Source organism: Hylemonella sp. GW821-FHT10B10 (assembly GCF_059415585.1).
This window is the reverse complement of record NZ_JBWKNN010000004.1, coordinates 328,181-352,410: the sequence shown is the minus strand read 5'-3', so window position 1 is coordinate 352,410 and position 24,230 is coordinate 328,181. Positions and strand designations below refer to the sequence as shown.

Genomic DNA, 24,230 nt, shown 5'->3' with positions numbered 1-24,230 from the left:
TTCAAATTTTTGGAGCGAAAAATGGCTCAAGCAAACTCGCAAGTGCAGGGAAAAATTGTTCAGTGTATTGGCGCCGTGGTGGACGTCGAGTTCCCGCGCGACAAGATGCCTGGCATCTATGACGCCCTGAAAATGGACGGCTCGTCCCTGACGCTCGAGGTGCAGCAGCAGCTCGGCGACGGCATTGTGCGTACCATCGCCCTGGGTTCGTCCGACGGCCTGCGCCGCGGCATGATCGTGCAGAACACCGAGAAGCCCATCATGGTGCCGGTGGGCAAGGCCACGCTGGGTCGCATCATGGACGTGCTGGGCGCGCCGATCGACGAGCGTGGTCCGGTGAACGCCGAGAAGACCATGTCGATCCACCGCAAGGCCCCGGCTTACGACGAGCTGAGCCCCTCGCAGGAACTGCTGGAAACCGGCATCAAGGTGATCGACCTGGTCTGCCCTTTCGCCAAGGGCGGCAAGGTCGGCCTGTTCGGCGGCGCCGGCGTGGGCAAGACCGTGAACATGATGGAGCTCATCAACAACATCGCCAAGGCGCACTCGGGTCTGTCCGTGTTTGCCGGCGTGGGCGAGCGTACCCGCGAGGGCAACGACTTCTATCACGAGATGGCCGACTCCGGCGTCGTGAAGCTCGACAACCTGGCCGAATCCAAGGTGGCCATGGTCTACGGCCAGATGAATGAGCCCCCGGGCAACCGTCTGCGCGTGGCCCTGACCGGCCTGACCATTGCCGAGTCCTTCCGTGACGAAGGCCGTGACGTGCTGTTCTTCGTGGACAACATCTACCGCTACACCCTGGCCGGTACCGAAGTGTCCGCCCTGCTGGGTCGTATGCCTTCCGCTGTGGGCTACCAGCCGACGCTGGCCGAGGAAATGGGCCGTCTGCAAGAGCGTATTACGTCGACCAAGGTCGGCTCGATTACCTCGATCCAGGCCGTGTACGTGCCGGCCGACGACTTGACCGACCCGTCTCCCGCCACCACCTTCGCCCACCTGGACTCCACCGTGGTGCTGAGCCGTGACATCGCCTCGCTGGGTATCTATCCCGCCGTGGACCCGCTGGACTCCACCAGCCGTCAGCTGTCGCCCGACGTCGTCGGTGAAGACCACTACAACACGGCCCGTGCCGTGCAGGGCACGCTGCAGCGCTACAAGGAATTGCGCGACATCATCGCGATTCTGGGCATGGACGAACTGGCTCCGGAAGACAAGCTGACCGTGGCCCGTGCCCGCAAGATCCAGCGTTTCCTGTCGCAGCCTTTCCACGTGGCCGAGGTGTTCACCGGTTCCCCGGGCAAGTACGTGCCCCTGGCCGAGACCATCCGTGGTTTCAAGATGATCGTCAACGGCGAGTGCGACCACCTGCCCGAGCAGGCCTTCTACATGGTTGGCACCATCGACGACGCCTTCGAAAAAGCCAAGAAGATCTAATCCCGCGGGCCTACCGGAGTCACCATGAACACGATCCACGTCGATGTGGTCAGTGCCGAAGATGCCATCTTCTCGGGCGAGGCGCGTTTTGTCGCCCTGCCCGGCGAAGCCGGCGAGCTTGGTATCTACCCGCGTCACACCCCGCTGATCACCCGCATCAAGCCGGGCTCGGTGCGCATCGAAATGGCTGACGGCAAGGAAGAGTTCGTCTTCGTCGCTGGCGGCATCCTCGAGGTGCAGCCCGACTGCGTCACCGTCCTGTCCGATACCGCCGTGCGCGGCAAGGACCTGGACGAGGAGAAGGCCAACGAAGCCAAGCTGGCTGCCGAAGAAGCGATCAAGAACGCCAAGAGCGAAATCGATATCGCTCGCGCCACTTCCGAGCTGGCCATCGCCGTGGCCGAAATGGCCGCCGCGCGCAAGTTCCTGCAGAAGAAGTAAATCCAGTCCTGCAGCGGTCCTCGGGACTGCCCAGCACCAAACAAAGGCCCTGTCGTGTGAACGCAGGGCCTTTGTTTTTCAGACTGGGTTGCCGGGTAGGACAGGCCTTGGCGACCGGCCTGTCACCCGGGCCGTCAGGCTGGACGGAAAAGAGTTCAGCAGCGCGTTGTACTGCTGGGTGGCCAGGCTGTAGCGGTTGCGCGCCACGGTGATGCGGTTCTCCAGTCCCTCGAACTGGCCCACCATGGGTGCCAGCCCCGGCGCCCGACGGGCCGCTTGCAGGACCGGGGCCAGGGCGGCGGTCAATGCGGCCTGTGTGGCGGCATGGCCCTGCAGGAGCGCAGCATCGTCAGGCAGTACGGGCGCGGCCGCTAGCGCCCCGGCCTGGGCACGGGCTGCAGCCAGCCGCGAGAGCTGGGCAGCGTCGAGCCCGGGAAGGGCCTGGGCCGCCGTGAGCAGGTTAGCTGCCAGCGCCGCGCGTTGCTGGTACAGCGGTGCCAAGGCGAGCCAGGCGGCCTGCCGTTCGGCATCGAGTTGCTGAAAGTCGCGGTAGCCGCAGCCAGAGAGTAAGACGCTGAGCAGCAGGGCAAATGACCAGGGCCGCATGGGGAACTCCATCAAAAGGGCGTGGCAAGAATACACCGGCGACTGCCACGGCGGCTGCGCTGGAGGAAAATCAGGCGATCGGATTGACAGGCATGAACTACACCTCACCCCTCTGGCTGCCTGGTGGCCATTTGCAGACCATCTGGGCGGCGCTGTATGCGCGCCGTGTCCATGGACAGGTGCCACAGTTCCGGCGCGAGCGCTGGGACACGCCAGATGGCGATTTCATCGACGTCGACTGGCTGCAGGGCTCGGCAGGGAAAACCTTGCTGGTGCTCTTCCATGGGCTGGAGGGTTCTTCGCAAAGCCAGTACGCACAGGCCTTTGCCGGTTTTGCGCGACAGAACGGCCTGGCCTATGCCGTGCCGCATTTCCGTGGCTGCAGCGGTGAACTCAATCGCGCGCCGCGCGCCTACCACTCGGGCGACTGGCAGGAGATTGACTGGATCCTGCGGCAGCTGCGCAGCGGGCATGCCGGCCCCATCGTGGCCCTGGGCATCTCGCTGGGCGGCAATGCCCTGATGCGCTGGGCGGGTGAACTGGGCGAGGGGGCCGGCTCGGTCGTCAGTGCTGTGGCCAGTGTCTGCTCGCCGCTGGACCTGGCCGCCGGTGGTCACGCCATTGGGCGGGGTTTCAACCGGCAGGTCTACACCCGCATGTTCCTGCGCACCATGAAGCCCAAGGCTCTGGCCAAGTGGCATCAGCATCCGGGCTTGTTCGATCGCGACGCCTTGCTGCGTGCGCGTGACCTCTACACCTTCGACAATCTCTTCACCGCGCCCTTGCATGGCTTCAAGAGCACCGAGGACTACTGGGCAAGGGCTTCGGCCAAGCCGCATCTGCACCGCATCCGCATACCGGCGCTAGCGCTCAATGCGTGCAACGACCCCTTTGTGCCGGCTCACAGCCTGCCGCGTCCCGGTGAAGTGGGGAAATGGGTGACCCTGTGGCAACCCGAGCACGGAGGACACGTGGGTTTTCCCGACGGACGCTGGCCCGGCCACGTGCGCACCATGCCCGAAGCCGTGGGCAGGTGGTTGTTGCAGGCGGCGGTCCCCAAGGAGCCGTCGCATGGATGACATCGTTCGCCAGGCCATGGCCAAGTGGCCCAATGTGCCCGACTGTTACGGCTGGCTCGGGCTAGATGCGCGCGGCAACTGGTACATGCGTGACGACCGCGCCCAGGCGGCGGGCGCCTTCGACAGCGGCTTGCCGGGAGCCAAGGGTTCGCTGCTCAAGCACGAGAAGCTGATCGATTTCATCCAGCGCAACTATGCGGCCAATGCACAGGGTCACTGGTTCTTCCAGAATGGCCCGCAGCGTGTCTACGTGGAACTCGAAGCCACACCCTGGATCTGGCGCATCGAGAACGATGGGGCGGTGCGTGCGCACAGCGGTGAATCGGTCACCGTGCAGCGTTGCGTGCTGGACGAGTCGGGGCGGGTCTATCTGCAGACCGAACGGGGGCTGGGCCTGGTGCATACGCAGGATGTGGCACGCGCGGCCGACCAGGTGGAGGCCGGTCACTGGTCGCCCGAGCAGGAATCTGCGGCCAGCTTGCCTGGACGGTATGGTTATGTGCGCAGTCCACAGCGCGACAGGCCGGCAAAGGGCAAAAGCCCATAATTCCCTCGGCACTGGCGCCCCAAACGCATGCAGGCGCAGACGAGGAGACAGCATGAGTGTGAAGGATTTGTTCCGGCTCGATGGACGTGTGGCCCTGATCACCGGCGGTTCGCGCGGGCTGGGCCTGCAGATGGCCGAGGCGCTGGGCGAGATGGGCTGCCGACTGGCCTTGACGGCGCGCAAGGCCGATGAGTTGGAGGTCGCACGACTGCACTTGGAGGCCCTGGGCCTGGAGGTGCTGTGCATCAACGGCGACCTGCAGCAGACGGAAGAGATCCCGGCCATGGTGGAGCGGGTGATGGCCCACTATGGCCAGATCGACATCCTGGTCAACAACGCCGGTGCGACCTGGGGCGCGCCGGCTGAAGACTATCCCGATGCCGCCTGGCACAAGGTGATGAACCTCAACATCAACGCTCCTTTCTTCCTCTCGCGCGAAGTGGGCCGGCGCAGCATGATCCCGCGCCAGCAGGGCAAGATCATCAACATATCATCCGTGGCGGGCCTGAAGGGCACGGCACCGGGTGTGCACACCATCGCCTACAACACCTCCAAGGCTGCGCTGGTGAACTTCACGCGCGCGCTGGCGGCCGAATGGGGGCGATACAACATCAATGTCAATGCGCTTTGCCCCGGATTCTTTCCTTCCAAGCTGTCGGCGGGTCTGCTGGAGCAGGTGCAGGATGCGGTGATCGCGCGTGCGCCACTGCACCGCATCGGCGGCGAGGAAGACCTCAAGGGCTCGGTGGTGTTCCTGGCCAGCGAGGCCTCGCGCCACATCACAGGCCAGTACCTGGCGGTTGACGGCGGCAGCAGCGTTGTCTGAAGGGTGGATACCATGCACGCGGCACACAACACCAGGCATTTTGCGCACTGGCCCCCGGGCCTGCCTCGGCAGCTGACCCTGCCGCGGACCAACCTCTGGTACAACGTGGAGGTCTCGGCCACGCGTTACCCGGACAAGCCCTACATCGTCTATTACGACACGCCGCTGACTTACGCCGAGTTTCGTGACCAATGCGAGCGCATCGCTGGCTGGTTGCAGCAGACCTGTGGCGTCAAAGCGGGTGACCGTGTGCTGCTGTACATGCAGAACAGTCCGCAATGGGTGCTAGCCTACTACGGCATCCTGCGCGCCAACGCGGTGGTGGTGCCCGTCAACCCCATGAACCGCACCGAGGAGCTGCGCCACTACGTGAGCGACAGCGGTGCCCATGTGGCCCTGGTTGCGCAGGATCTCTACCCGCAGATGGTGCCCCTGCACGGCGCGGCCGCAGGCCTGGGCTTGCAGCACTTGTGCGTGGCAGCCTACAGTGATTACCTGCGCGAGCCCACCGACCTGGCGCTACCGCCTTTTGTGGCCGCGGCGCGTGAGCCCATCAGTGCGGCGGGCGTGACCCTGTGGACCGACGTGCTGCAGCAGAACCAGCGGCCGGGCCCGCTGACGGCCGGGCCGGACGACCTGTGCGTGATGCCCTACACCTCGGGTACCACGGGCCAACCCAAGGGCTGCATGCACACGCACCGCAGTGTCATGAGCACCCTGGTCGGAGGCGTGCAATGGTTCAGTCGCACGCAGGACGCAGTCTATCTGTCCGTGTTGCCTTTCTTCCATGTGACGGGCATGTCGGGCAGCATGAACGGGCCGCTGTTCGCGGGTGCCACGGTCGTGATGCTCTCGCGCTGGGACCGCGACGTGGCGGCGCAGTGCATCCGCCGCCATCGCATCGGCATATGGCAGGCCATCTCCACCATGGTGGTGGACTTTCTCTCCAACCCGCGCCTGGGTGAGTACGACCTTTCGAGCCTGCAGGGCGTGCGGGGCGGCGGTGCGGCCATGCCCGAGGCCATCGCCAAGAAGCTCAAGGACCTGACGGGACTGGACTACGTGGAGGGCTACGGCATGTCGGAGACCATGGCCGCTACCCACATCAATCCGCCACACCGTCCCAAGCCCCAGTGTCTGGGCATCCCTGTCTACGACGTGGACGCGCGCGTGCTGGACCCGGTGACCCTGCAGGAAGTGGCCGCCGGCGAAACCGGCGAGATCGTGGTGCACGCTCCTCAGGTCATGCAGGGCTACTGGCGTCAGCCTGACGCCACGGCGCAGAGCTTCATCGAGATCGATGGCCGGCGTTTCCTGCGCACGGGCGACCTGGCCTATGTGGACCAGGATGGCTATTTTTTCATGGTGGACCGCCTCAAGCGCATGATCAATGCCTCGGGTTACAAAGTCTGGCCGGCCGAGGTGGAGGCACTGATGTACAAGCATCCGGCGATCCACGAGGCCTGCGTGATCGGTGCGCAGGACACCAAGCGCGGCGAGACCGTCAAGGCTCTGGTGGTCCTCAAGGACGAGGCCCAGGGCAAGGTCAACGAGCAGGACATCATCCATTGGGCACATGAGCACATGGCGGCCTACAAGAGTCCGCGCATCGTCGAGTTCGTCGCGGCTCTGCCCAAGTCGGGTACGGGCAAGATCTTGTGGCGCGAATTGCAGGAAAAGGAGCTCGCGCGCAAATGACGCCGGTGTTGAACAGCGATCTTGAGCAGGCAATGGCACAGCCTTTTGGCACCATTGCCGGCTTGGTCCGCCTGCATGCGCAGCAGGCTCCCCAGCGGCAGGCGCTCGCGCAGGACGGGCAGGCGCTGGACTACGCCGCGCTTGACGCCTTGATGGACCGGGTCGCAGCGGCCCTGCAGCGTGACGGCGTGCTGCCGGGCGAGGCCATCGCCATCTGCGCTGGCACCTCGATCGCCTATGCCGTGAGCTACCTCGGCGCCCTGCGCGCCGGGGTGGTGGTGGCGCCGCTGGCCCCGGGCAGCACGGCTGAAAGTCTGGCCGGCATGCTGCACGACGCGGGGGGCAAATTGCTCTTCACCGACCGCAGCGTGGCCGAGGCGCTGGGCAAGCAGGGCGCCACCGTGCCGCGCATCGCTCTGGACGACTCGACAGCGGGATGGCCCTGGACCCAATGGCTGGCTGCACCCGGTACCCAGCCGCAGCTTGTGGAGGTCGATGCACAGTGGCCCTTCAACATCATCTATTCCTCGGGCACCACGGGCCAGCCCAAGGGCATCGTGCAGCCGCACGGGATGCGCTGGGCCCACGTGCAGCGCGGTGCTACCTATGGTTACGGTGCCGACACCGTGACCCTGCTGTCCACCCCGCTGTATTCCAACACTACGCTGGTAGTGTTTTTCCCTACGCTGGCCTATGGTGGCACGGTGCTGCTGATGGGCAAGTTCGACGCTGTGGCCTATCTGGCCCTGGCGCAAAAGCGGCGTGTGACCCACACCATGCTGGTGCCGGTGCAGTACCAGCGGCTGATGGCGCGGCCAGAATTCGACGAGCATGATCTGTCGAGTTTCAGGATCAAGTTCAGCACCAGCGCGCCCTTTTCCGCCAGGCTCAAGGCCGATGTGCTTCAGCGCTGGCCCGGCGGCCTGGTCGAGTTCTACGGCATGACCGAGGGCGGCGGTACCTGCATCCTGGAGGCGCACGTGCATCCGGACAAACTGCACACCGTGGGCCAGCCGGCGCTGGGGCACGATATCCGCCTGATCGACGAAGACGGGGACGAGGTGTCGCCTGGTGAGGCGGGCGAGGTGGTGGGCCATTCGCCCGGCATGATGAAGGGCTACCACCAGCAGCCCGAGAAGACGCGTGAGGCCGAATGGTTTGATCCTCAGGGCAAGCGCTTTATCCGCACCGGTGACATCGGCCGCTTCGATGCCGAGGGTTTCCTTATCCTGTTCGATCGTCGCAAGGACATGATCATCTCGGGCGGCTTCAACATCTACCCAAGTGATCTGGAGTCCGTACTGCGCCAGCACCCTGCGGTGCAGGATGTGGCGGTGGTGGGAGTGCCTTCTGAATCGTGGGGCGAGACGCCTGTGGCGTTTGTCGTGCGTCAACCCGGGCAGGTGCTTGCAGCCGAGGACTTGAAGTCCTGGGCCAACGAGCGCGTGGGCAAGACCCAACGTCTGGCGGACTTGCGCTACATCGATGAGCTGCCGCGCAGCGCCATCGGCAAGGTGCTCAAGCGCGAATTGCGTGAGCTGTACCGCAGTTGAGCGGTGGCGTCTGCCCATGAAAAAAGCCGGTCAGCAACCGGCTTTTTTCATGGGCGCAAAGCGGCTTACTTGGCGGCTTCCGGTGCCTTGGGTTCGGCAAACTTGGCGCCGCCGGCATTGGCCATGTAGACCACGGCGCGGCCGATCTCGGTGTCGGAGTGATCGCCGCCGCCCTGCGGGGCCATGGCGCCCTTGCCCTTGAGGGCAGAGGTCAGCAGCTTGTCGTAGCCGGTCTTGATGCGGGCAGCCCAGGCGCCCTTGTCGCCGAGCTTGGGGGCGCCAGCAGCACCGGTGGAATGGCAGGCCGTGCACTGGGCCTTGAAGACCTCTTCGCCGCTCTTGAGTGGGCGACTGGCATCACGGATCTCGACGGTGCCGACCTTCTGCAGGCGCTCGCTCACCGACTTCTCCATATTGCTGGAACCGGCGGCGGGTTTCTTGTCGGAAGTGACAAAAAACACCAGACCGATGATGATGAAGACGGGCGCCACGAAAGAGAAGATGGACAGCCACATCATCTGCTTGGGCGTCTTGATCGGGCCGGTGTGATCTTCTTCGTGATGCTGCTCGCTCATGGTGTCCTCGGTAATCCTGATGGGGTAGGTCTAAATCAGCCGCTGATTATAACGGCCGCCCAGGCTGAAACCGCCTACAATCCCAGGCTCCACCGCATGCGGCTGTAGCTCAGTGGATAGAGTATTGGCCTCCGAAGCCAAGGGTCGTGGGTTCGATCCCCGCCAGCCGCACCAACCATCTTCCCCGCAGATCTTCCAGTTCACGCCGCTGTCGGCGTGGGCTGCGCCAGCGTGGGCCGGTCGTCCCCGGCCCGGGTGATGGCCAGCAGTTCGCGCTTGGTCTCGGTGATGTGTTCCTCCAGCAGCTGCACCACGGCCTGCACATCGCGGCGGCGGCAGGCTTCCAGGATGCGGTAATGGTCGGACTGCGGGCCCTCCTTGCCCGTGGCCTTGGACATCAGCACGTGGGTGTAGCGGTCGGTGTTGAGGCAGAACTCCTCGATCAGGCGGCGCAGGCGCTTGTTGTTGGAGGCCGAGCCCAGCGCCAGATGGAAGCGGCGGTTGTATTCGGCCCACTCCTGCACGGTCTCGGCCTTGGAATAGGCGTCGAGGATTTTCTCCATGGTCTGGAAGTCCTGCTCCACCATATTGGGCACGGACAGTTTGGCCGCATGGCATTCCAGGGCGATGCGGATGTCCAGCATCTCGAAGATCTGCTCCATGCTCATGCCCGCCACCACGGCACCCCGGTTTAGGTGGTGCATGACCAGACCCTCGGACTCGAGCTGGCGCAGGGCTTCGCGCACGGGGATCCGGCTGGCGTTGAAGCGCTGCGCCAGGGCGTCCTGCTTCAGGGGCTGGCCCACAGGCAGGATGCCGCTGAGGATCTCGTAGCGCAGCTGGGTACGGATGGTCTCGTGCAGAGCCTTTGGGCTGCTGGTCGTGCTCATGTGTTCCTGGGCATTTCATGCCAATGATTGGATACAGGATTCTCCATCTGAATCCGATCATCTATAATTGGATCCAATTTATATTAATTTGGATTAAATAATATGCCAAATACCCTGAAATCCTTCAAGGCCAGCAATGAAGCCGTGCTGGCCTACCTGCCAGGATCGGTCGAACGCCTCGGTTTGGAACAGGAACTGGCGCGCCAGCACGAGCAGCGCGTCGATATTCCACTGGTCATCGGTGGCAAGCGCCTCCATACGGCGGAGCGCGAGTCGGTGGTCTGCCCGCACGAGCACCAGCATGTGCTCGGCACGTTGAACCAGGCCACGGGCCTGGAGGCTCAGCAGGCCATAGACGCGGCCGTGGTGGCCCAGCGTGAATGGTCGCGCTGGACGCTGGAAGAGCGCGCTGCAGTGTTCCTGAAGGCTGCCGATCTGCTGGCCGGTCCCTGGCGTGCGCGGCTCAATGCTGCAACGATGTTGGGCCAGAGCAAGACCGTGCAGCAGGCCGAGATCGACTCGGCCTGCGAATTGATCGATTTCCTGCGCTTCAACGTGCAGTTCGCACAGGAGATCAGCCAGCAGCAGCCCCTGTCTTCCGCGGGCGTGTTCAACAGCAGCGATTACCGTCCGCTGGAGGGTTTCGTCTACGCCATCACACCTTTCGACTTCACGGCCATCGGCGGCAATCTGTCTACCGCGCCCGTGCTCATGGGCAACACGGTGGTGTGGAAACCCTCGGCCACGGCGGCGCTGAGCAACTATCTGGTGCTGCAGTTGCTCGAGGAGGCGGGCCTGCCGCCGGGCGTGATCAACTTTGTACCTGGCGAGCCCGTGGGCGTGAGCTCGGCCGTGCTGGCCAGCCCGCATCTGGCGGGCATCCACTTCACGGGTTCGACCGCCGTGTTCGACCGCCTGTGGCTGCAGACCGCGCAGAACCTGTCCAAGTATCGCTCCTACCCGCGCCTGGTGGGCGAGACAGGAGGCAAGGACTTCGTGCTCGCGCATGCCTCGGCCGACGTGGATGCACTGGCCGTAGGTCTGCTGCGTGGCGCCTTCGAATACCAGGGCCAGAAATGCAGCGCAGCCTCGCGGGCCTACATTGCCGCCTCGATCTGGCCACGGGTGAAGACGCGGTTGCTGGAGATGCTGGAGACGGTGCGCATGGACGATGTGCGCGATTTCCAGACCTTCATGGGCGCGGTCATCGACAGGAAGGCCTATGCGCGCATCAAGGCCCATATCGACGCGGCGCAGGTCGACCCGGCCTGCAAGGTGATCGCGGGCGGTCGTTGCGACGACAAAGTGGGGTACTTTGTCACGCCGACGGTGATCGAGGTGAGCAACCCGGCGCACGCACTGATGTGCGAGGAAATCTTCGGCCCCGTCTTGGCGGTCCACGTCTACGAGGATGGCCTATGGGATGACATCCTGCAGCGTGTGGATCAGACCAGCCCTTATGCGCTGACCGGTGCAGTTTTTGCGCAGGACCGCGCGGTGATCCAGCAGGCTATGGAGGTGCTGCGCTTTGCAGCCGGCAACTTCTACATCAACGACAAGCCGACCGGGGCCGTGGTGGGGCAGCAGCCCTTCGGTGGTGCACGGCGCAGTGGTACCAATGACAAGGCGGGGTCAGCGCTGAACCTGATGCGATGGGTGTCGCCGCGGACCGTGAAGGAGACCCGTGTGCCGCCCAAGGACTATACCTACGAGCATATGCAGCTGCGGGGTTGTGCGGGCTGGCCTTGATGCGCAACTGAGAATAAAGTGGCGTGGTGCATGCCCCCCACCGGATACAACAGGAGTCCCCATGAGCAGCAGCCCGAACGCCCTTCCTTCCTACCTGAATCCCGATGATCTCGGGCCCTGGGCGACCTACCTGGAGCAGGTGGACCGTGTGCTGCCGCACCTGGGTCGTCTCAGCGTCTGGGCTGACACCCTGCGCCGACCCAAGCGCGCCCTTATCGTCGATGTGCCCATTCATATGGACGATGGCACAGTGCACCATTACGAAGGTTATCGCGTGCAACACAACGTTTCGCGCGGGCCGGGCAAGGGCGGTGTGCGTTACCACCCGGGCGTGACATTGTCCGAGGTGATGGCCCTGGCGGGCTGGATGACGGTGAAGAACGCCGCGCTCAATCTGCCCTATGGCGGCGCCAAGGGCGGCATCCGTGTGGATCCGAAACAACTCTCGCTGAGCGAACTCGAACGCATTACACGCCGTTATACCAGCGAGATCGGCATCATTATCGGGCCCGATCGCGACATCCCCGCACCCGACGTCAACACCAACGAGCGGGTCATGGCCTGGATGATGGACACCTATTCCATGAACGTGGGTTCCACCAGCCCGGGCGTGGTGACGGGCAAACCCCTGTCCCTGGGCGGCAGCCTGGGACGGCGCGACGCCACAGGGCGCGGCTGCTTTGTGGTGGCGCGCGAAGCCATGCAGCGCCTGGGCATGGAGATGAAGGGTGCGCGTGTGGCGTTACAGGGTTTCGGCAATGTGGGCAACGCCGCGGCGCGGGTGCTGCACGAGAACGGCGCACGCATCGTGGCCATCCAGGACGTGGCCGGCACCATTTACAAACCCGACGGCATCGACCCGCACGCACTGATGAAGTTTCTGGCCGCAGGCCAGGGCACGCTGCTGGACTTTCCGGGTGTCGAGCAGATCGCCCCCGCAACGTTCTGGGAGGTGGAATGCGAGATCCTGCTGCCGGCCGCGCTGGAGAACCAGATTACCGCCGAGAACGCCGGTCGCATTCGGGCCAAGCTCATAGTGGAAGGCGCCAACGGGCCGACCACACCGCAGGCCGAGGACATCCTGCTGGCGCGCGGCGCCATCATCCTGCCCGATGTGCTGGCCAATGCTGGCGGCGTGACGGTGAGCTATTTCGAGTGGGTGCAGAACGCTTCGTCCTTCTTCTGGACCGAGGCCGATATCAACGCACGCCTGGACCGTGCACTCAGCGAGGCTTTCCGTGCGATCTGGGATCTGGCCCAGGAGCGCAAGCTGCCTTTGCGCACGGCGGCCTTCGTGATCGCCTGCACGCGCGTGCTGGAGGCGCGGGAGTTGCGCGGCCTCTATCCTTGATGCAATTGCTGCCGCACGTGCTGTAACAGGCCGGCGCTGGCATCCTCGACCAGGTCCAGCACCAGTTCAAAACCCTGCGCCCCCTCGCAATAGGGGTCGGGTACCACCTGGACCTCGTGCTGCCGGCAGAACTCGGTGAAACGGCGCAGCTTGTGCAAATGGTTGGGCGGACAGAGTTCGCGGGCGTAGGCCAGGTTCTCGCGGTCCATGACCAGGACCAGGTCGTGCCGTTCGAAATCCTGCGGCAGCAGCTGTCGCGCCCGCAGGTCGGACAGGTCGTAGCCGCGCTGGGCTGCATGTTCCTGCGACCGTTCATCGGGCGGCCGGCCGGCGTGGTATCCGTGCGTGCCTGCCGAGTCGACCTGCACCTGCGCTGCCAAACCGCACGCGAGCAGCTGGTGGCGGAACACACCGTGTGCGGTCGGGCTGCGACAGATATTGCCCATGCAGACGAAAAGGACGGCGTAGGCTTTCATGCGCTCTCGTCCTTCTTGAGCTGCAGCGCGGCCTCGTACAGGGTGTTGCGTGGCGCGCCCGTGATCTCGGCTGCCAGGCGCACCGCGGTCTTGAGTGGCAGCTCGGCCAGCAGCAGGGTGAGCACGCGCAGGTCAGGGCCGTTCCCGCTTTCCTGCGCCTGCAACGGGTGCAGCACCAGCACGAATTCGCCGCGTTCACGTTTTTCGTCAGCGGCCAGCCACCCTGCCAGTTCCGCCGCCGGCAGGGTGGCCAGCTGCTCGAACTGCTTGGTCAGTTCGCGCGCGACAGTCAGGGGTCGGGTGCCAAGCAGGGCCAGCGCGCCGGCCAGCGCCGCGATGCGATGGGGCGCTTCCAGCAGCACTACGGCCCGTGGCTCGCCGGCGAGGGCCTGCACCGCAGCCGTGCGCTCACCGGCCTTGGCCGGCAGGAAGCCCGCGAACACGAAGGCGCCCGCTTCGTCGACCACACCCGCCACACTGAGTGCAGCGGTCACGCTGCTGGCGCCGGGCAATGGCACGATGGGCAGGCCTGCCGAGCGCACCGCGGCGACCAGGCGTGCGCCCGGGTCACTGATGGCGGGGGTGCCGGCGTCGCTGACATAGGCCAGGCGCTCGCCAGCCTGAAGGCGGGTGAGGACCAGTTGCGCGGCCTCGGCCTCGTTGTGCTGGTGCAGGGCGATCAGGGCTGCCGAGGGGCGCTCGATGCCGTAGGCGCGTAGCAGGCTCTGGGTGTGGCGGGTGTCTTCGCAGGCCAGGGCGTCAACCAGTTGCAGCACGTGCAGGGCGCGTAGCGTGATGTCGGCCAGGTTGCCGATCGGGGTGGCCACCACGTACAGCGCACCCTGCGGATAATGCTGGGCAGCAGCCGCGTCATGCGCGGCGGTCAGGGCGGAGGCGTAGGTAGCGTTCAATGGTGTTCCCCAAATGGCTGGCGGCAGCCGGCAAACCCAGTACCCGGCGGGCCGGTGAGGTCGCCGAGATCCAGGCCCTGCAGCATCTGCAGGCGGCCGGCCTGCGCCTGCTGGAACGCAATTATCGGACGCCGGGGCGCGGCGGCGGCGAGATCGACCTGATCATGCAGGCAACCGATGGCACCCTGGTCTTTGTGGAGGTGCGCCAGCGGTCCGGCGCCGGGCATGGCGGAGCGGCGGCCAGCGTGGGCGCCACCAAGCAGCGGCGTATCCTGCTGGCAGCGCGTCACTACCTGCTGCGCTGGCAGGCGCCGCCACCCTGCCGCTTTGATGTGGTCGCCCTGGACGGGGAGACTCTGCAGTGGTTGCAGGCGGCTTTCGATGCGGGGTAAAGACAGTGGCCCCTGTAACACAGGGGGCGGCAGACGGCGGTTATCATAGGCGCCATGCTTGAGCAACGCATTGAACAACACTTCATCGACAGCGCCGACCTGAAGTACCAGGCTGCACAGGTCCTGAGCAAGCCCATCGCGGCGGCCGTACAGGCCATGCTGACCTGTGTCACCAACGGTGGCAAGGTGCTGGCCTGCGGCAACGGTGGCTCGGCGGCCGATGCCCAGCATTTCTCGGCCGAGTTCGTCGGCCGTTTCGAGCGCGAACGCCCCGAACTCGGCGCCATCGCGCTGACCACCGACAGCTCCATCCTGACGGCGATCGCCAACGATTACGACTTCAACTCCGTGTTCTCGCGGCAAGTGCGTGCCCTGGGCCAGCCCGGTGACGTGCTGCTGGCCATCTCGACCAGCGGCAACTCGGCCAATGTGCTGGCCGCCATCGACGCAGCGCACGAGCGCGAGATGGTGGTGGTGGGCCTGAGCGGTCGCAATGGCGGCAAGATGGCCAGTGCTCTGCGCGAGACCGATGTACACATCATCGTGCCGCATGAGCGCACGGCGCGCATCCAGGAAGTCCATATCCTGGCGCTGCACTGCATTTGCGACGGGGTCGATCACCAGTTGCTCGGGGAACAGGAAAACAAGTCATGAAGCAAGAAGTGCGTCGTCTCACCCTGGCTTGGCTGCTGGCTGTGGCGGCAGGTGCCGGTCTGAGCGCCTGCGCGCCGCTGCTGGTGGGCGGGGCCGTCATGACGGGCATGTCGGCGGCCGATCGCCGTACTGCGGGTTCGCAGCTCGAGGACGAGCGCATTGAGTCGCGTGGCAGCGCCCGTCTGCGTGAGCATCTGGGCGAACGCGTGCACATCAACATCACCAGCTACAACCGCCAGGTGTTGCTGACCGGTGAGGTGCCCAACGAGCAGGACAGGCAGCTGGCCGAGCAGGTGGTGTCGCGCATCGAAAACGTACGTTCCATCGTCAACGAACTGGCCGTGCTGGGCCATTCCACGCTGACCCAGCGCTCGTCCGACGCGCTGGTCACCGGTCGCGTCAAGTCAAATCTGATCGACGCCAAGGACATCAGCGCCAGCGCCTTCAAGGTGGTGACTGAGCGTGGCGCGGTTTTCCTGCTGGGCCGCGTGACCTTGCGCGAGGCCGATCGCGCCACCGACCTGGCGCGCCGTACCAACGGCGTGCAGAAGGTCGTGCGCCTGTTCGAGATCATCACCGAGGAAGACCTGCTGGAGATGCAATCCCAGCCGACCACCTCGGGCGGGCCGAGCGCTCCTGCTGCCAGCGGCCGGCCGATGTAAGTGTCCTGCCGGCCTGTGCAGGCCGGCGGACTTCATTTGCGCAGACGGCGCACCAGACTCGAAGTGTCCCAGCGTCCTCCGCCCATCTCCTGCACATCACCGTAGAACTGGTCTACCAGGGCAGTCACCGGCATGCGTGCACCGTTGCGGCGCGCCTCGTCCAGCACCAGGCCCAGGTCCTTGCGCATCCAGTCCACGGCAAAACCGAAGTCGAACTGGTCTGCCACCATGGTTTTGCCGCGGTTGTCCATCTGCCAGCTCTGCGCGGCACCCTTGCCGATCACGTCCAGCACCAGATTCATTTCCAACCCGGCCTGCTGACCAAAAGCCACGGCCTCGGCCAAGCCCTGGATCACGCCGATGCAGCAGACCTGATTGACCATCTTGGCGAGCTGACCCGCCCCGCTGTCGCCGATGCGGGTGAACGCCCGCGCATAAGCCATGGCTGCCGGTCTGGCCGCGTCAAAGGCGGGCTGGTCACCGCCGCACATCACAGTGAGCATGCCGTTTTGTGCCCCGGCCTGACCACCCGAAACCGGGGCGTCAACAAAATGCAGCCCGCGTTCACGCGCCGCGGCATACAACTCACGGGCCACTTCAGCCGAGGCCGTGGTGTGGTCGGTGAAGACCGCGCCGGCTTGCATGCCGGCGTAGGCGCCCTGGTCTCCGAGCACAATGCTGCGCAGATCATCGTCGTTGCCCACACAGGCGTAGACGATCTCGGCGCCGGCAGCCGCCTCGCGGGGTGTGGCTGCGGCTTGGCCGCCGAACTCCTTCGCCCAGGTCTGGGCCTTGGCGGCGGTGCGGTTGTAGACCGTGACCTGGTGCCCGGCGCGCGCCAAGTGCCCGGCCATGGGATAACCCATCACACCCAGGCCCAGGAAGGCAATCTTGCGCGCAGGAGTGGATTCGTAAGTCTTGGGGTTGAGGCTGGGCATGATGTGCTCCTGAAAAGAAAATGGTCTGGTGTTTGAGGCACCAGACCATGGGTGGGCTGAAGACCCTCAGACGATCGCGAGGTTTTCGGTGCCGGCGGCCAGATCCTGCGACTTGCCGCGCTGGCTGTTGAGCTTGATCTGCAGACGCAAGTCGTTGAGCGAGTCAGCGTTGCGCAGTGCATCCTCGTAGGTGATCTGGTTGCTCTCGTAGAGGTCAAAGAGGGCCTGATCGAAGGTCTGCATGCCGATATTGCGGCTCTTTTTCATGATCTCCTTGACCTCGGAGACCTCGCCCTTGAAGATCAGATCCGAAATCAGGGGAGAGTTGAGCATGATCTCCACAGCAGCGACACGGCCCTTGCTGTCCTGCTTGGGGATCAGGCGCTGCGACACTAGGGCGCGCAGGTTGAGCGACAAGTCCATCAGCAGTTGCGGCCGGCGCTCCTCGGGGAAGAAGTTGATGATGCGGTCCAGCGCCTGGTTGGCGCTGTTGGCATGCAGGGTGGCCAGGCAGAGGTGGCCGGTTTCGGCGAAGGCCACGGCGTGTTCCATGGTTTCGCGGTCGCGGATTTCGCCCATCAGGATCACGTCAGGCGCCTGACGCAGCGTGTTCTTCAGCGCGATTTCCCAGCTGTCGGTGTCCAGGCCCACTTCGCGCTGCGTGACCACGCAGTTCTTGTGCGGGTGCACGAACTCCACGGGATCTTCGACGGTGATGATGTGGCCCTGCGAGTTCTCGTTGCGCCAATCCACCATGGCGGCCAGCGTGGTCGACTTACCCGAGCCGGTCGCGCCCACCATGATGCACAGGCCGCGTTTGGCCATGGTCACTTCCTTGAGGATCTGCGGCACGCCCAGGGTATCGATGGTGGGCAGCACGGCGGGAATCACCCGCAGCACCAGACCGACCTTCCCCTGCTGGATGAAAGCATTGGCACGGAAGCGGCCGACATTGGGCGGCGAGATCGCGAAGTTGCACTCCTTGGTGCGTTCGAATTCTGCGACCTGCTTGTCGTTCATGACCGAGCGCGCCAGCGCCATGGTGTGGGCCGAGCTCAGGGGCTGGGGGGAAACCTTGGTGATCTTGCCGTCCACCTTGATGGCGGGCGGAAAGTCGGCTGTGATGAAGAGGTCGCTGCCGTTGCGGCTGATCATCAATCGCAGCAGGTCGTTGATGAATTTGGTTGCCTGGTCGCGCTCCATGAGAGCACCTCCTTCCTGGTGCACCCCGCCTCAACGGCGGGACGCGTGGGTTGTTCTTACCTCCACGGCGTCAGCCGGGGAAGTTCTCCGGGATCTTGGCCTTGCCACGGGCTTCCGCCGCGCTGATGACGTTGCGCTTGACCAGTTCGGTCAGGTTCTGGTCCAGCGTCTGCATGCCCACATTGTTGCCGGTCTGGATGCTGGAGTACATCTGCGCGACCTTGGCCTCGCGGATCAGGTTGCGGATGGCGGGCGTGCCCAGCATGATTTCGTGTGCCGCTACTCGGCCCTGGCCGTCCTTGGTCTTGCACAGGGTCTGCGAGATCACGGCCTGCAGCGATTCGGACAGCATGGCGCGGACCATTTCCTTTTCCTCGGACGGGAACACGTCGATGATCCGGTCGATGGTCTTGGCGGCGCTGGAGGTGTGCAGGGTGCCGAACACCAGGTGGCCGGTTTCAGCCGCGGTCATGGCCAGGCGGATGGTTTCCAGGTCGCGCATTTCGCCCACCAGGATGGCGTCCGGGTCTTCGCGCAGCGCCGACTTCAGGGCGGCAGCAAAGCTCAGGGTATGGGGGCCGACCTCACGCTGGTTGATCAGGCACTTCTTGGATTCGTGCACGAACTCGATCGGGTCCTCTACCGTCAGGATGTGGCCGAATTCGGTTTCGTTGAGGTAGTTGACCATGGCGGCCAAGGTGGTGGACTTGCCCGAGCCTGTGGGGCCGGTCACCAGCACCATGCCGCGTGGCTTGAGGGCCAGGTCACCGAAGATCTTGGGGGCGTTGAGCTGCTCCAGCGTCAGGATCTTGCTCGGGATGGTCCGGAACACGGCGCCGGCGCCACGGTTGTGGTTGAAGGCATTGACGCGAAAGCGCGCCAGGCCGTCGATCTCGAAGGAGAAGTCGACCTCGAGGAACTCTTCATAGTTCTTGCGCTGGGTGTCATTCATGATGTCGTACACCATGGCGTGCACTTCCTTGTGCCCCAGGGCGTCGACGTTGATGCGGCGCACGTCGCCGTGGACGCGGATCATCGGGGGGAGGCCTGCGGAGAGGTGCAGGTCGGAAGCCTTGTTTTTGACGCTGAATGCCAACAGTTGGGTAATGTCCACGTGTCCCTCTATCCTTTGAGTCGTCTTTTGCTACGCTTGCATAACAATTATGACCGTGATTGCCGCCCAGCTCCAAGCCGTTCATGCCCGCATCCTTGCCGCGTGTCATGCGGCCGGTCGCGATCCCGCCACGGTCCGCCTGCTGGCGGTCTCCAAAACCTTCGGGCCCGAGGCGGTACGTGCGGCCCATGCGGCCGGCCAGACGGCCTTTGGCGAGAACTACATCCAGGAAGCCGTGGACAAGATGGCGGTGCTGGCCGATCTGACCCTGCAATGGCATTGCATCGGCCCGGTCCAGAGCAACAAGACCCGCCTGGTGGCCGAGCACTTCGCCTGGGTCCAGACGGTGGACCGGCTCAAGATTGCTCAACGACTCAGCGATCAGCGTCCGGCGAGCTTGCCGCCCCTGCAGGTCTGTCTCCAGGTCAATGTGGACGGCGGAGCCAGCAAGTCCGGCGTGACGCCTGGAGAAGCACCGGCGCTGGCGCGTGCCGTGGCGACGCTGCCGCGCCTGCAATTGCGCGGCCTGATGTGCATTCCCGACCCCCAGCCGGATTTCGAGACCACGAAGGCGGTGTTTCTGCATGCCCATGCGCTGTATGAGGAACTGCGCGCCGCAGGCCTGCCACTGGACACGCTCTCCATGGGCATGACGGCAGATCTGGAGGCTGCCATCCATGCCGGCAGCACCCTGGTGCGTGTGGGCACTGCCATTTTTGGCGGCCGCGGCTAGACCCTGCGCTGGGCTTGGGGGCCTGGTCCGGATGGCTGGGGCCCCGGAACGTGCAATAAGTCACGGAATCACATGCGTGGGGGAGTGGGTGGGCTAACCCGCTGGGCAGGCCTGCCCTTGTTACATAAAATTACAGACCGACCCACCAGACCCTCATGCACCCCAAGCTTGCCGCCCAGGCGCCTCGTCGATCGTCCGGAATGACCATCATCGAGCTCATGCTCGTGGTGGCCATGGTCGGGGTGTTGGCGGCCCTCGCCCTGCCGAAATACCAAAGTTACCAGGAACGGATCAAGCAGAAGCATGCCATCCAAGACATCACGGTTCTGCAGGTGTTGGTCAGGGACTATTACCTTAACAAAGGCAGCTATCCGGCCTCGCTGGCCGAGGTCGGCAACGCCGGGCTACTCGACCCCTGGGGCCGTCCTTATATTTACCAGGAACTGGCCAGTCTGCCGGGCAAGGGCATGGCGCGCAAGGACCGCAAGCTCAACCCGCTCAACTCCGACTTTGATCTGTACAGCCTGGGCAAGGATGGCGACTCGAAGACCCAGCTGACGAACAAGGTGAGTCTCGATGACGTCGTACGTGCCAATGACGGCGCGTTCATCGGTCTGGCGGCCGATTACACGCATTGACGCGGACCAGAGACCCTTCCATGCTGTCCTTTCTGAAACTTCCCATCCAGGGTCTGTTCCTGCGCAGCCAGGTGGCCCGACGGGTGTTTCTGCTGTTCCTGCTGTCGGCCCTGGTGCCGGCGCTGCTGCTGGCGCTGCTGGCTTACAGCCATATGCGCAGGCTGGACCAGGAGCACGTGCAGCGTCAGCTCGCCATGGAAGGCGGCAACTATGCCAGCGGCCTGTACGAGCGGCTGCTGGGCGCGCATTTCATGCTCAGCGTGCAGGCCGCTGGCCTGCGCCAGGGCCTGCCGGTGCTCAAGGCCGATGCGGAGTTGACGGGCAAGGTGTTCCGGCGGATCGATTCGTTCCCGCAGGTGACGGCAGGAGGCGCCGAGACGCTTCCCCCCGATCCGCTGCTGCGGGAACCGCAGGTGCAGGCCCACATGGCGCGCGCGGAGAGCGTGCTGCTGGCGCAACGGGATGCGATGCCCGCCCGCCTCCAGCTGGCGACGCGCATCGATCCGGCAGACCCCGCAACGGGGCTGCTGCTGGCTGAACTGGTGCCCGAGCATGTGTGGGGTGATCCGGAAGAGCTGGCCTTCGGGACCCAGGCATGCGTGCTCGATGCCGGGGGACATGTCCTCTACTGCTCGGACCCGCAGCTCGCGCCGCTTGCCGTCGAGGCCGCGGCGAAGGCAGCGGACACGACGGTGATCAGCGACAGCGGCGAGTGGCAGTACAACCGCCGCAGCCTCTTTCTGCGTGCCCGTTTTGTACAGGACGACTGGACTGTTGTCACCCTGCGCCCCCGCGGCGCCAGCGATGCTGGCCTGAACCGCCTGGCCTATGTCTTCCTGGGCATCGTGGTGCTGACCCTGTTGCTGGTGGCCCTGCTCAGCGGGGTACAGCTGCGACGCACGCTGGTGCCCCTGGAGCGCCTGATTGAGGGCACACGACGCATCGCGCGGGAGGAATTCAACCAGCCGGTCGTCGTGAGCCGCGACGACGAATTCGGCCAACTGGCCCAGGCGCTCAACCGCATGGCTGCGCGCCTGGGGCGGCAGATCGGCACGCTGCGCGCTCTGGGGGAGATCGACCAGGAAATCCTCTCGCGCGCGGACATGGAGCGTGTCATCACCCGCGTGCAGGAGCGCCTGCACGAACTCTGGCCGAATGCCGTGACCAGTATGGTGGTGTTCGACCAGCAGGCCGCAGACTTCGGCATCGTGCACCTCTATGCTGGCGAGAGCGACATGACGTCCAAGGTGCCCAGCAAGCTGGAGCCCTGGTTGCTGGAGCAGCTGGCGCGCGACTACGACGGCTTGTGGTTCGATGTGGGCGGCGGCGACTTGCCGGATTTCCTGTCCATGGTGGCCGATGCCGGTGCGCGCCGCATCCTGGTGCTGCCCATCTTCTGGCGCGAGCAGGTCAGCGGGTTGCTGGCCATCGGCCTGATGGAGTCGCGCGAGTTCAGCAACGAGCTGGTGCAGCAGGCGCGCGACCTGGTCAACCGTATCGGTGTGGCGCTGGCCGCGCACGCCCGCGACGAGCAGCTCAAGTTCCGCGCCTACCATGACGGACTGACCGGCTTGCCCAACCGGCAACTGCTGGTCGAGCGCCTGAACCAAGAGATGGCCCACACACGACGCAACGGCAAGCAGCTGGCGGTGCTGTTCCTGGACCTCGATCGTTTCAAGAAGGTCAACGACAGTCTGGGGCATGACGTCGGGGACCGCCTGCTGTGCCAGGTGGCCGAGCGCCTGATCTCCTCGACGCGCGAGGGTGATACCGTGGCCCGCATGGGCGGCGACGAATTCGTCGTGCTGCTGCCCGGCCTGGGCAACGCGCAGCAGGCCGCGCGCCTGGCGGGAGAGATGCTGGGGCTGATGGCCGAACCCTTCCTGATCGACGGCGGCACGAGCTATGTGGGCGCCAGCATTGGCGTGGCGATCTTCCCGAACGACGGCAGCATTGCGCCTGAATTGCTCAAGAAGGCCGACATGGCCATGTACCGGGCCAAGGCCACGGGGCGTGGACGCATCATCTTCTTCGAGGAGGGCATGAATCGGGCCCAGCAGGAACAGACCGTGCTGGAGCGGGAGTTGCGACTGGCCATCCCGCGCGGCCAGTTCTCCCTGCGTTACCAGCCGCGGATCCGCCTGGCTGACGGCAAACTCACGGGCGTCGAGGCCCTGCTGCGCTGGCAGCATCCGGATTTGGGTGAGGTCAGCCCCGAGAAGTTCATTCCGCTGGCCGAGGAGGTCGGCCTGATCGACGAGATCGGTGGTTGGGTCTTGCACCAGGCCTGCGAGCAGCTGGGGCGCTGGCAGGGGGCGGGTTACCGTATCGCCGTTTCCGTCAACGTCTCGGGCCGCCAGCTCACGTCCGGGCGCCTGGGCCAGCAGCTGCGGCAGGCGCTGGACGCCGGCCAGGTCACGCCGGCTGCGCTCGAACTCGAGGTCACCGAAGGGACCTTGCTCAACAACATCGAGGAGGTGGGTGAGCAGCTGAGCCGGATCAAACGGACCGGTGTGGTCATTGCGCTGGACGACTTCGGCGCCGGTTATTCCTCCTTGAGCCATCTGCAACGCCTGCCCATCGACATCCTGAAGATAGATCGCTCCTTCATCCGTGACCTGGGTCGCAGTGACGGCGCTGGCAGCATCGTGCACTCCATCATTGCCCTGGCGCACGCCCTGGGCAAGACGGTCGTGGCTGAAGGCGTGGAGCATGAGCAGCAGGCCGAGCTGCTTCGTATCTGGCGCTGCGAGCAGGCCCAGGGCAACTACTACAGCGAACCGCTGGCGGCCGACGAGCTCGAAAGCTGGCTTACCCCTTCACGCCCCGCCGAGATCTTCTGAGCCGGGCCGGCCCAGCAAGGCCGCGAGCAGATCCACCACGCGCCGCGCCGTGAGTTCCGACGGGTCTCGCGTCGGGTCGAGTTCCATCACGTCCATCGAACCCAGCCGGCCGCTGTCGCGTATCCATTGCAGGCAGGCGTGGGCCTCGGCCAGGCTGGCGCCATCGGCCACCGGCAGGCCCGTCCCGGGTGCGACGGAAGGGTCCAGGAAATCCAGGTCCAGGCTCACATGCAGGTGCGCGTTGTCATTCAGGCCCGCCAGGGCGCGCGCCATCACGGCGTCGACACCCTGTGCGCGCAAGGTCTGCATGTCGCTGACCTCCAGTTCCAGTGCGCTGATCACCCCCGCTTCCCCCGGGTCCACACTACGCACGCCGATCAGGTGCAACTGGTTTGCCGCCAGCGCGGGCCGTCTGCCGGCCAGGGACGTCAGCGTCGGAGGGCCGATGCCGCGCAGGCAGGCCACCGGCATGCCGTGCAGGTTGGCGCTGGGGCTGGTGCTTCGGCTGTTGCAGTCGGCATGCGCGTCGAACCAAAGCACGCGCAGCGGCCGACCGACGGTCAGGCAATGACGCGCCACCGCGCTGATGGAGCCGATGGCCAGACTGTGGTCGCCACCGATCAGCAGCGGCAACCGGTCACAGGTCAATTCGGCCAGTACCGCATCGTGCACGCTCTGGCACCAGTGGCCTACGACCCCCAGGTGCCGATAGCCATCGACGGGTGGCTGCTCCGGGTTGCGCGGGCCGGTGAGGTCGCCGGCGTCGTGCACGGCCACCCCGCGCCGCTGCAGAACGATCGCCAGCCCGGCAGCGCGCAGGGCCGGCGGCCCGTACCGGGCTCCGGCGCGGCTGGCACCAGCGTCCGCGGGGGCACCGACGAGGCTGACTTCGTGCTTCAATGGCATGCCTGTAT

General features: G+C 65.1%; 24 protein-coding genes and 1 tRNA gene. 16 read left to right on the top strand and 9 right to left on the bottom strand.

Annotated elements, in window-relative coordinates; translation table 11 throughout:
* The first annotated feature begins 21 nt into the window (after positions 1-21).
* Positions 22-1,437: a F0F1 ATP synthase subunit beta gene (gene atpD, locus AC07NT_RS17470; protein WP_498599740.1), complete on the top strand. Its 1,416-nt coding sequence runs from the start codon at positions 22-24 to the stop codon at positions 1,435-1,437.
* Positions 1,438-1,461: 24 nt separating this feature from the next.
* Complete coding sequence (locus tag AC07NT_RS17465; protein WP_493038246.1) at positions 1,462-1,878, top strand: F0F1 ATP synthase subunit epsilon; 417 nt, start codon at positions 1,462-1,464, stop codon at positions 1,876-1,878.
* A gap of 78 nt (positions 1,879-1,956) precedes the next feature.
* Here the strand turns inward: AC07NT_RS17465 and AC07NT_RS17460 are convergent, their stop codons facing one another.
* Positions 1,957-2,484, bottom strand: a complete 528-nt coding sequence (locus tag AC07NT_RS17460; RefSeq protein ID WP_498599742.1) for a LemA family protein — start codon at positions 2,482-2,484, stop codon at positions 1,957-1,959.
* A gap of 92 nt (positions 2,485-2,576) precedes the next feature.
* On the opposite strand from AC07NT_RS17460, the gene AC07NT_RS17455 reads away from it, so the two are divergent.
* The 5 genes from AC07NT_RS17455 to AC07NT_RS17435 are packed head-to-tail and all read left to right on the top strand — an operon-like array spanning position 2,577 to position 8,187.
* Positions 2,577-3,563, top strand: a complete 987-nt coding sequence (locus tag AC07NT_RS17455; RefSeq protein WP_498599743.1) for a YheT family hydrolase — start codon at positions 2,577-2,579, stop codon at positions 3,561-3,563.
* Complete coding sequence (locus AC07NT_RS17450) at positions 3,556-4,110, top strand: DUF2946 family protein (protein WP_498599744.1); 555 nt, start codon at positions 3,556-3,558, stop codon at positions 4,108-4,110. Before AC07NT_RS17455 ends, AC07NT_RS17450 begins: the two co-directional genes overlap by 8 nt.
* Positions 4,111-4,162: 52 nt before the next feature.
* Entirely contained in the window at positions 4,163-4,936 is a 774-nt protein-coding gene (locus AC07NT_RS17445; protein ID WP_498599746.1) for an SDR family oxidoreductase, read from the top strand.
* Positions 4,937-4,948: 12 nt separating this feature from the next.
* Positions 4,949-6,634: a long-chain fatty acid--CoA ligase gene (locus tag AC07NT_RS17440; RefSeq protein WP_498599747.1), complete on the top strand. Its 1,686-nt coding sequence runs from the start codon at positions 4,949-4,951 to the stop codon at positions 6,632-6,634.
* Between the two features lie 32 nt (positions 6,635-6,666).
* Positions 6,667-8,187, top strand: a complete 1,521-nt coding sequence (locus tag AC07NT_RS17435; protein ID WP_498599748.1) for a class I adenylate-forming enzyme family protein — start codon at positions 6,667-6,669, stop codon at positions 8,185-8,187.
* Positions 8,188-8,252: 65 nt separating this feature from the next.
* Here the strand turns inward: AC07NT_RS17435 and AC07NT_RS17430 are convergent, their stop codons facing one another.
* A complete protein-coding gene (locus tag AC07NT_RS17430; protein WP_498599749.1) occupies positions 8,253-8,762 on the bottom strand; it encodes a c-type cytochrome in 510 nt (169 codons plus the stop codon).
* A gap of 98 nt (positions 8,763-8,860) precedes the next feature.
* Here AC07NT_RS17430 and AC07NT_RS17425 point away from each other — a divergent pair.
* Positions 8,861-8,936 (top strand) — tRNA-Arg (locus AC07NT_RS17425).
* Between the two features lie 26 nt (positions 8,937-8,962).
* Here AC07NT_RS17425 and AC07NT_RS17420 read toward each other — a convergent pair.
* Entirely contained in the window at positions 8,963-9,652 is a 690-nt protein-coding gene (locus AC07NT_RS17420) for a GntR family transcriptional regulator (protein ID WP_498599751.1), read from the bottom strand.
* 102 nt (positions 9,653-9,754) lie between these two features.
* Between AC07NT_RS17420 and pruA the strand changes: the two genes are divergently transcribed.
* On the top strand, positions 9,755-11,401 hold the full coding sequence (gene pruA, locus AC07NT_RS17415) for an L-glutamate gamma-semialdehyde dehydrogenase (RefSeq protein ID WP_498599752.1): 1,647 nt from the start codon (positions 9,755-9,757) through the stop codon (positions 11,399-11,401).
* A gap of 61 nt (positions 11,402-11,462) precedes the next feature.
* Positions 11,463-12,752, top strand: coding sequence for a Glu/Leu/Phe/Val family dehydrogenase (locus AC07NT_RS17410; protein ID WP_498599753.1), 1,290 nt, complete (start codon positions 11,463-11,465; stop codon positions 12,750-12,752).
* Here the strand turns inward: AC07NT_RS17410 and AC07NT_RS17405 are convergent.
* Together AC07NT_RS17405 and rsmI are read right to left on the bottom strand one after the other, a co-directional pair.
* A complete protein-coding gene (locus tag AC07NT_RS17405) occupies positions 12,743-13,228 on the bottom strand; it encodes a low molecular weight protein-tyrosine-phosphatase (protein WP_498599755.1) in 486 nt (161 codons plus the stop codon). The genes AC07NT_RS17410 and AC07NT_RS17405 overlap by 10 nt on opposite strands.
* Positions 13,225-14,139: a 16S rRNA (cytidine(1402)-2'-O)-methyltransferase gene (gene rsmI / locus AC07NT_RS17400; RefSeq protein WP_498599756.1), complete on the bottom strand. Its 915-nt coding sequence runs from the start codon at positions 14,137-14,139 to the stop codon at positions 13,225-13,227. Before rsmI ends, AC07NT_RS17405 begins: the two co-directional genes overlap by 4 nt.
* Here rsmI and AC07NT_RS17395 point away from each other — a divergent pair.
* The 3 genes from AC07NT_RS17395 to AC07NT_RS17385 are packed head-to-tail and all read left to right on the top strand — an operon-like array spanning position 14,139 to position 15,847.
* Positions 14,139-14,531, top strand: coding sequence for a YraN family protein (locus AC07NT_RS17395; protein WP_498599758.1), 393 nt, complete (start codon positions 14,139-14,141; stop codon positions 14,529-14,531). The genes rsmI and AC07NT_RS17395 overlap by 1 nt on opposite strands.
* Positions 14,532-14,585: 54 nt before the next feature.
* Positions 14,586-15,185, top strand: a complete 600-nt coding sequence (locus tag AC07NT_RS17390; protein ID WP_498599760.1) for a phosphoheptose isomerase — start codon at positions 14,586-14,588, stop codon at positions 15,183-15,185.
* The gene (locus AC07NT_RS17385) at positions 15,182-15,847 is read left to right on the top strand and encodes a BON domain-containing protein (protein WP_498599761.1); all 666 of its coding nucleotides are present in this window, start codon (positions 15,182-15,184) and stop codon (positions 15,845-15,847) included. The genes AC07NT_RS17390 and AC07NT_RS17385 overlap by 4 nt, the downstream gene beginning before the upstream one ends.
* A 32-nt stretch (positions 15,848-15,879) precedes the next feature.
* On the opposite strand, the gene AC07NT_RS17380 is transcribed toward AC07NT_RS17385, so the two are convergent.
* The 3 genes from AC07NT_RS17380 to AC07NT_RS17370 form a co-directional block, all read right to left on the bottom strand.
* Positions 15,880-16,785 (bottom strand): NAD(P)-dependent oxidoreductase, encoded by a 906-nt coding sequence (locus AC07NT_RS17380; protein ID WP_498599763.1) that lies wholly within the window; start codon positions 16,783-16,785, stop codon positions 15,880-15,882.
* 66 nt (positions 16,786-16,851) lie between these two features.
* Positions 16,852-17,988 carry a PilT/PilU family type 4a pilus ATPase gene (locus tag AC07NT_RS17375; RefSeq protein WP_498599765.1) on the bottom strand — a complete coding sequence of 379 codons (1,137 nt, stop codon included), beginning with the start codon at positions 17,986-17,988 and terminating at the stop codon, positions 16,852-16,854.
* Positions 17,989-18,058: 70 nt separating this feature from the next.
* Positions 18,059-19,102, bottom strand: coding sequence for a type IV pilus twitching motility protein PilT (locus tag AC07NT_RS17370; protein WP_498599767.1), 1,044 nt, complete (start codon positions 19,100-19,102; stop codon positions 18,059-18,061).
* 49 nt (positions 19,103-19,151) lie between these two features.
* Between AC07NT_RS17370 and AC07NT_RS17365 the strand changes: the two genes are divergently transcribed.
* The 3 genes from AC07NT_RS17365 (at position 19,152) to AC07NT_RS17355 (ending at position 23,316) form a co-directional block, all read left to right on the top strand.
* Complete coding sequence (locus AC07NT_RS17365) at positions 19,152-19,835, top strand: YggS family pyridoxal phosphate-dependent enzyme (protein WP_498599768.1); 684 nt, start codon at positions 19,152-19,154, stop codon at positions 19,833-19,835.
* A gap of 155 nt (positions 19,836-19,990) precedes the next feature.
* Positions 19,991-20,473 carry a prepilin-type N-terminal cleavage/methylation domain-containing protein gene (locus tag AC07NT_RS17360; protein ID WP_498599770.1) on the top strand — a complete coding sequence of 161 codons (483 nt, stop codon included), beginning with the start codon at positions 19,991-19,993 and terminating at the stop codon, positions 20,471-20,473.
* A gap of 20 nt (positions 20,474-20,493) precedes the next feature.
* Positions 20,494-23,316: a putative bifunctional diguanylate cyclase/phosphodiesterase gene (locus AC07NT_RS17355; RefSeq protein ID WP_498599771.1), complete on the top strand. Its 2,823-nt coding sequence runs from the start codon at positions 20,494-20,496 to the stop codon at positions 23,314-23,316.
* Here the strand turns inward: AC07NT_RS17355 and rocF are convergent.
* Complete coding sequence (gene rocF, locus AC07NT_RS17350) at positions 23,293-24,222, bottom strand: arginase (RefSeq protein ID WP_498599772.1); 930 nt, start codon at positions 24,220-24,222, stop codon at positions 23,293-23,295. The two genes, AC07NT_RS17355 and rocF, sit on opposite strands and share 24 nt — an antisense overlap.
* Positions 24,223-24,230 lie beyond the last annotated feature (8 nt).

Bases quoted from the DNA above. Each gene is read 5' to 3' on its own strand.
- atpD (WP_498599740.1), top strand. From the start codon at position 22: ATGGCTCAAGCAAACTCGCAAGTGCAGGGAAAAATTGTTCAGTGTATT.
- AC07NT_RS17465 (WP_493038246.1), top strand. From the start codon at position 1,462: ATGAACACGATCCACGTCGATGTGGTCAGTGCCGAAGATGCCATCTTC.
- AC07NT_RS17460 (WP_498599742.1), bottom strand. From the start codon at position 2,484: ATGCGGCCCTGGTCATTTGCCCTGCTGCTCAGCGTCTTACTCTCTGGC.
- AC07NT_RS17455 (WP_498599743.1), top strand. From the start codon at position 2,577: ATGAACTACACCTCACCCCTCTGGCTGCCTGGTGGCCATTTGCAGACC.
- AC07NT_RS17450 (WP_498599744.1), top strand. From the start codon at position 3,556: ATGGATGACATCGTTCGCCAGGCCATGGCCAAGTGGCCCAATGTGCCC.
- AC07NT_RS17445 (WP_498599746.1), top strand. From the start codon at position 4,163: ATGAGTGTGAAGGATTTGTTCCGGCTCGATGGACGTGTGGCCCTGATC.
- AC07NT_RS17440 (WP_498599747.1), top strand. From the start codon at position 4,949: ATGCACGCGGCACACAACACCAGGCATTTTGCGCACTGGCCCCCGGGC.
- AC07NT_RS17435 (WP_498599748.1), top strand. From the start codon at position 6,667: ATGGCACAGCCTTTTGGCACCATTGCCGGCTTGGTCCGCCTGCATGCG.
- AC07NT_RS17430 (WP_498599749.1), bottom strand. From the start codon at position 8,762: ATGAGCGAGCAGCATCACGAAGAAGATCACACCGGCCCGATCAAGACG.
- AC07NT_RS17420 (WP_498599751.1), bottom strand. From the start codon at position 9,652: ATGAGCACGACCAGCAGCCCAAAGGCTCTGCACGAGACCATCCGTACC.
- pruA (WP_498599752.1), top strand. From the start codon at position 9,755: ATGCCAAATACCCTGAAATCCTTCAAGGCCAGCAATGAAGCCGTGCTG.
- AC07NT_RS17410 (WP_498599753.1), top strand. From the start codon at position 11,463: ATGAGCAGCAGCCCGAACGCCCTTCCTTCCTACCTGAATCCCGATGAT.
- AC07NT_RS17405 (WP_498599755.1), bottom strand. From the start codon at position 13,228: ATGAAAGCCTACGCCGTCCTTTTCGTCTGCATGGGCAATATCTGTCGC.
- AC07NT_RS17395 (WP_498599758.1), top strand. From the start codon at position 14,139: ATGGTGTTCCCCAAATGGCTGGCGGCAGCCGGCAAACCCAGTACCCGG.
- AC07NT_RS17390 (WP_498599760.1), top strand. From the start codon at position 14,586: ATGCTTGAGCAACGCATTGAACAACACTTCATCGACAGCGCCGACCTG.
- AC07NT_RS17385 (WP_498599761.1), top strand. From the start codon at position 15,182: ATGAAGCAAGAAGTGCGTCGTCTCACCCTGGCTTGGCTGCTGGCTGTG.
- AC07NT_RS17380 (WP_498599763.1), bottom strand. From the start codon at position 16,785: ATGCCCAGCCTCAACCCCAAGACTTACGAATCCACTCCTGCGCGCAAG.
- AC07NT_RS17375 (WP_498599765.1), bottom strand. From the start codon at position 17,988: ATGGAGCGCGACCAGGCAACCAAATTCATCAACGACCTGCTGCGATTG.
- AC07NT_RS17365 (WP_498599768.1), top strand. From the start codon at position 19,152: ATGACCGTGATTGCCGCCCAGCTCCAAGCCGTTCATGCCCGCATCCTT.
- AC07NT_RS17360 (WP_498599770.1), top strand. From the start codon at position 19,991: ATGCACCCCAAGCTTGCCGCCCAGGCGCCTCGTCGATCGTCCGGAATG.
- AC07NT_RS17355 (WP_498599771.1), top strand. From the start codon at position 20,494: ATGCTGTCCTTTCTGAAACTTCCCATCCAGGGTCTGTTCCTGCGCAGC.
- rocF (WP_498599772.1), bottom strand. From the start codon at position 24,222: ATGCCATTGAAGCACGAAGTCAGCCTCGTCGGTGCCCCCGCGGACGCT.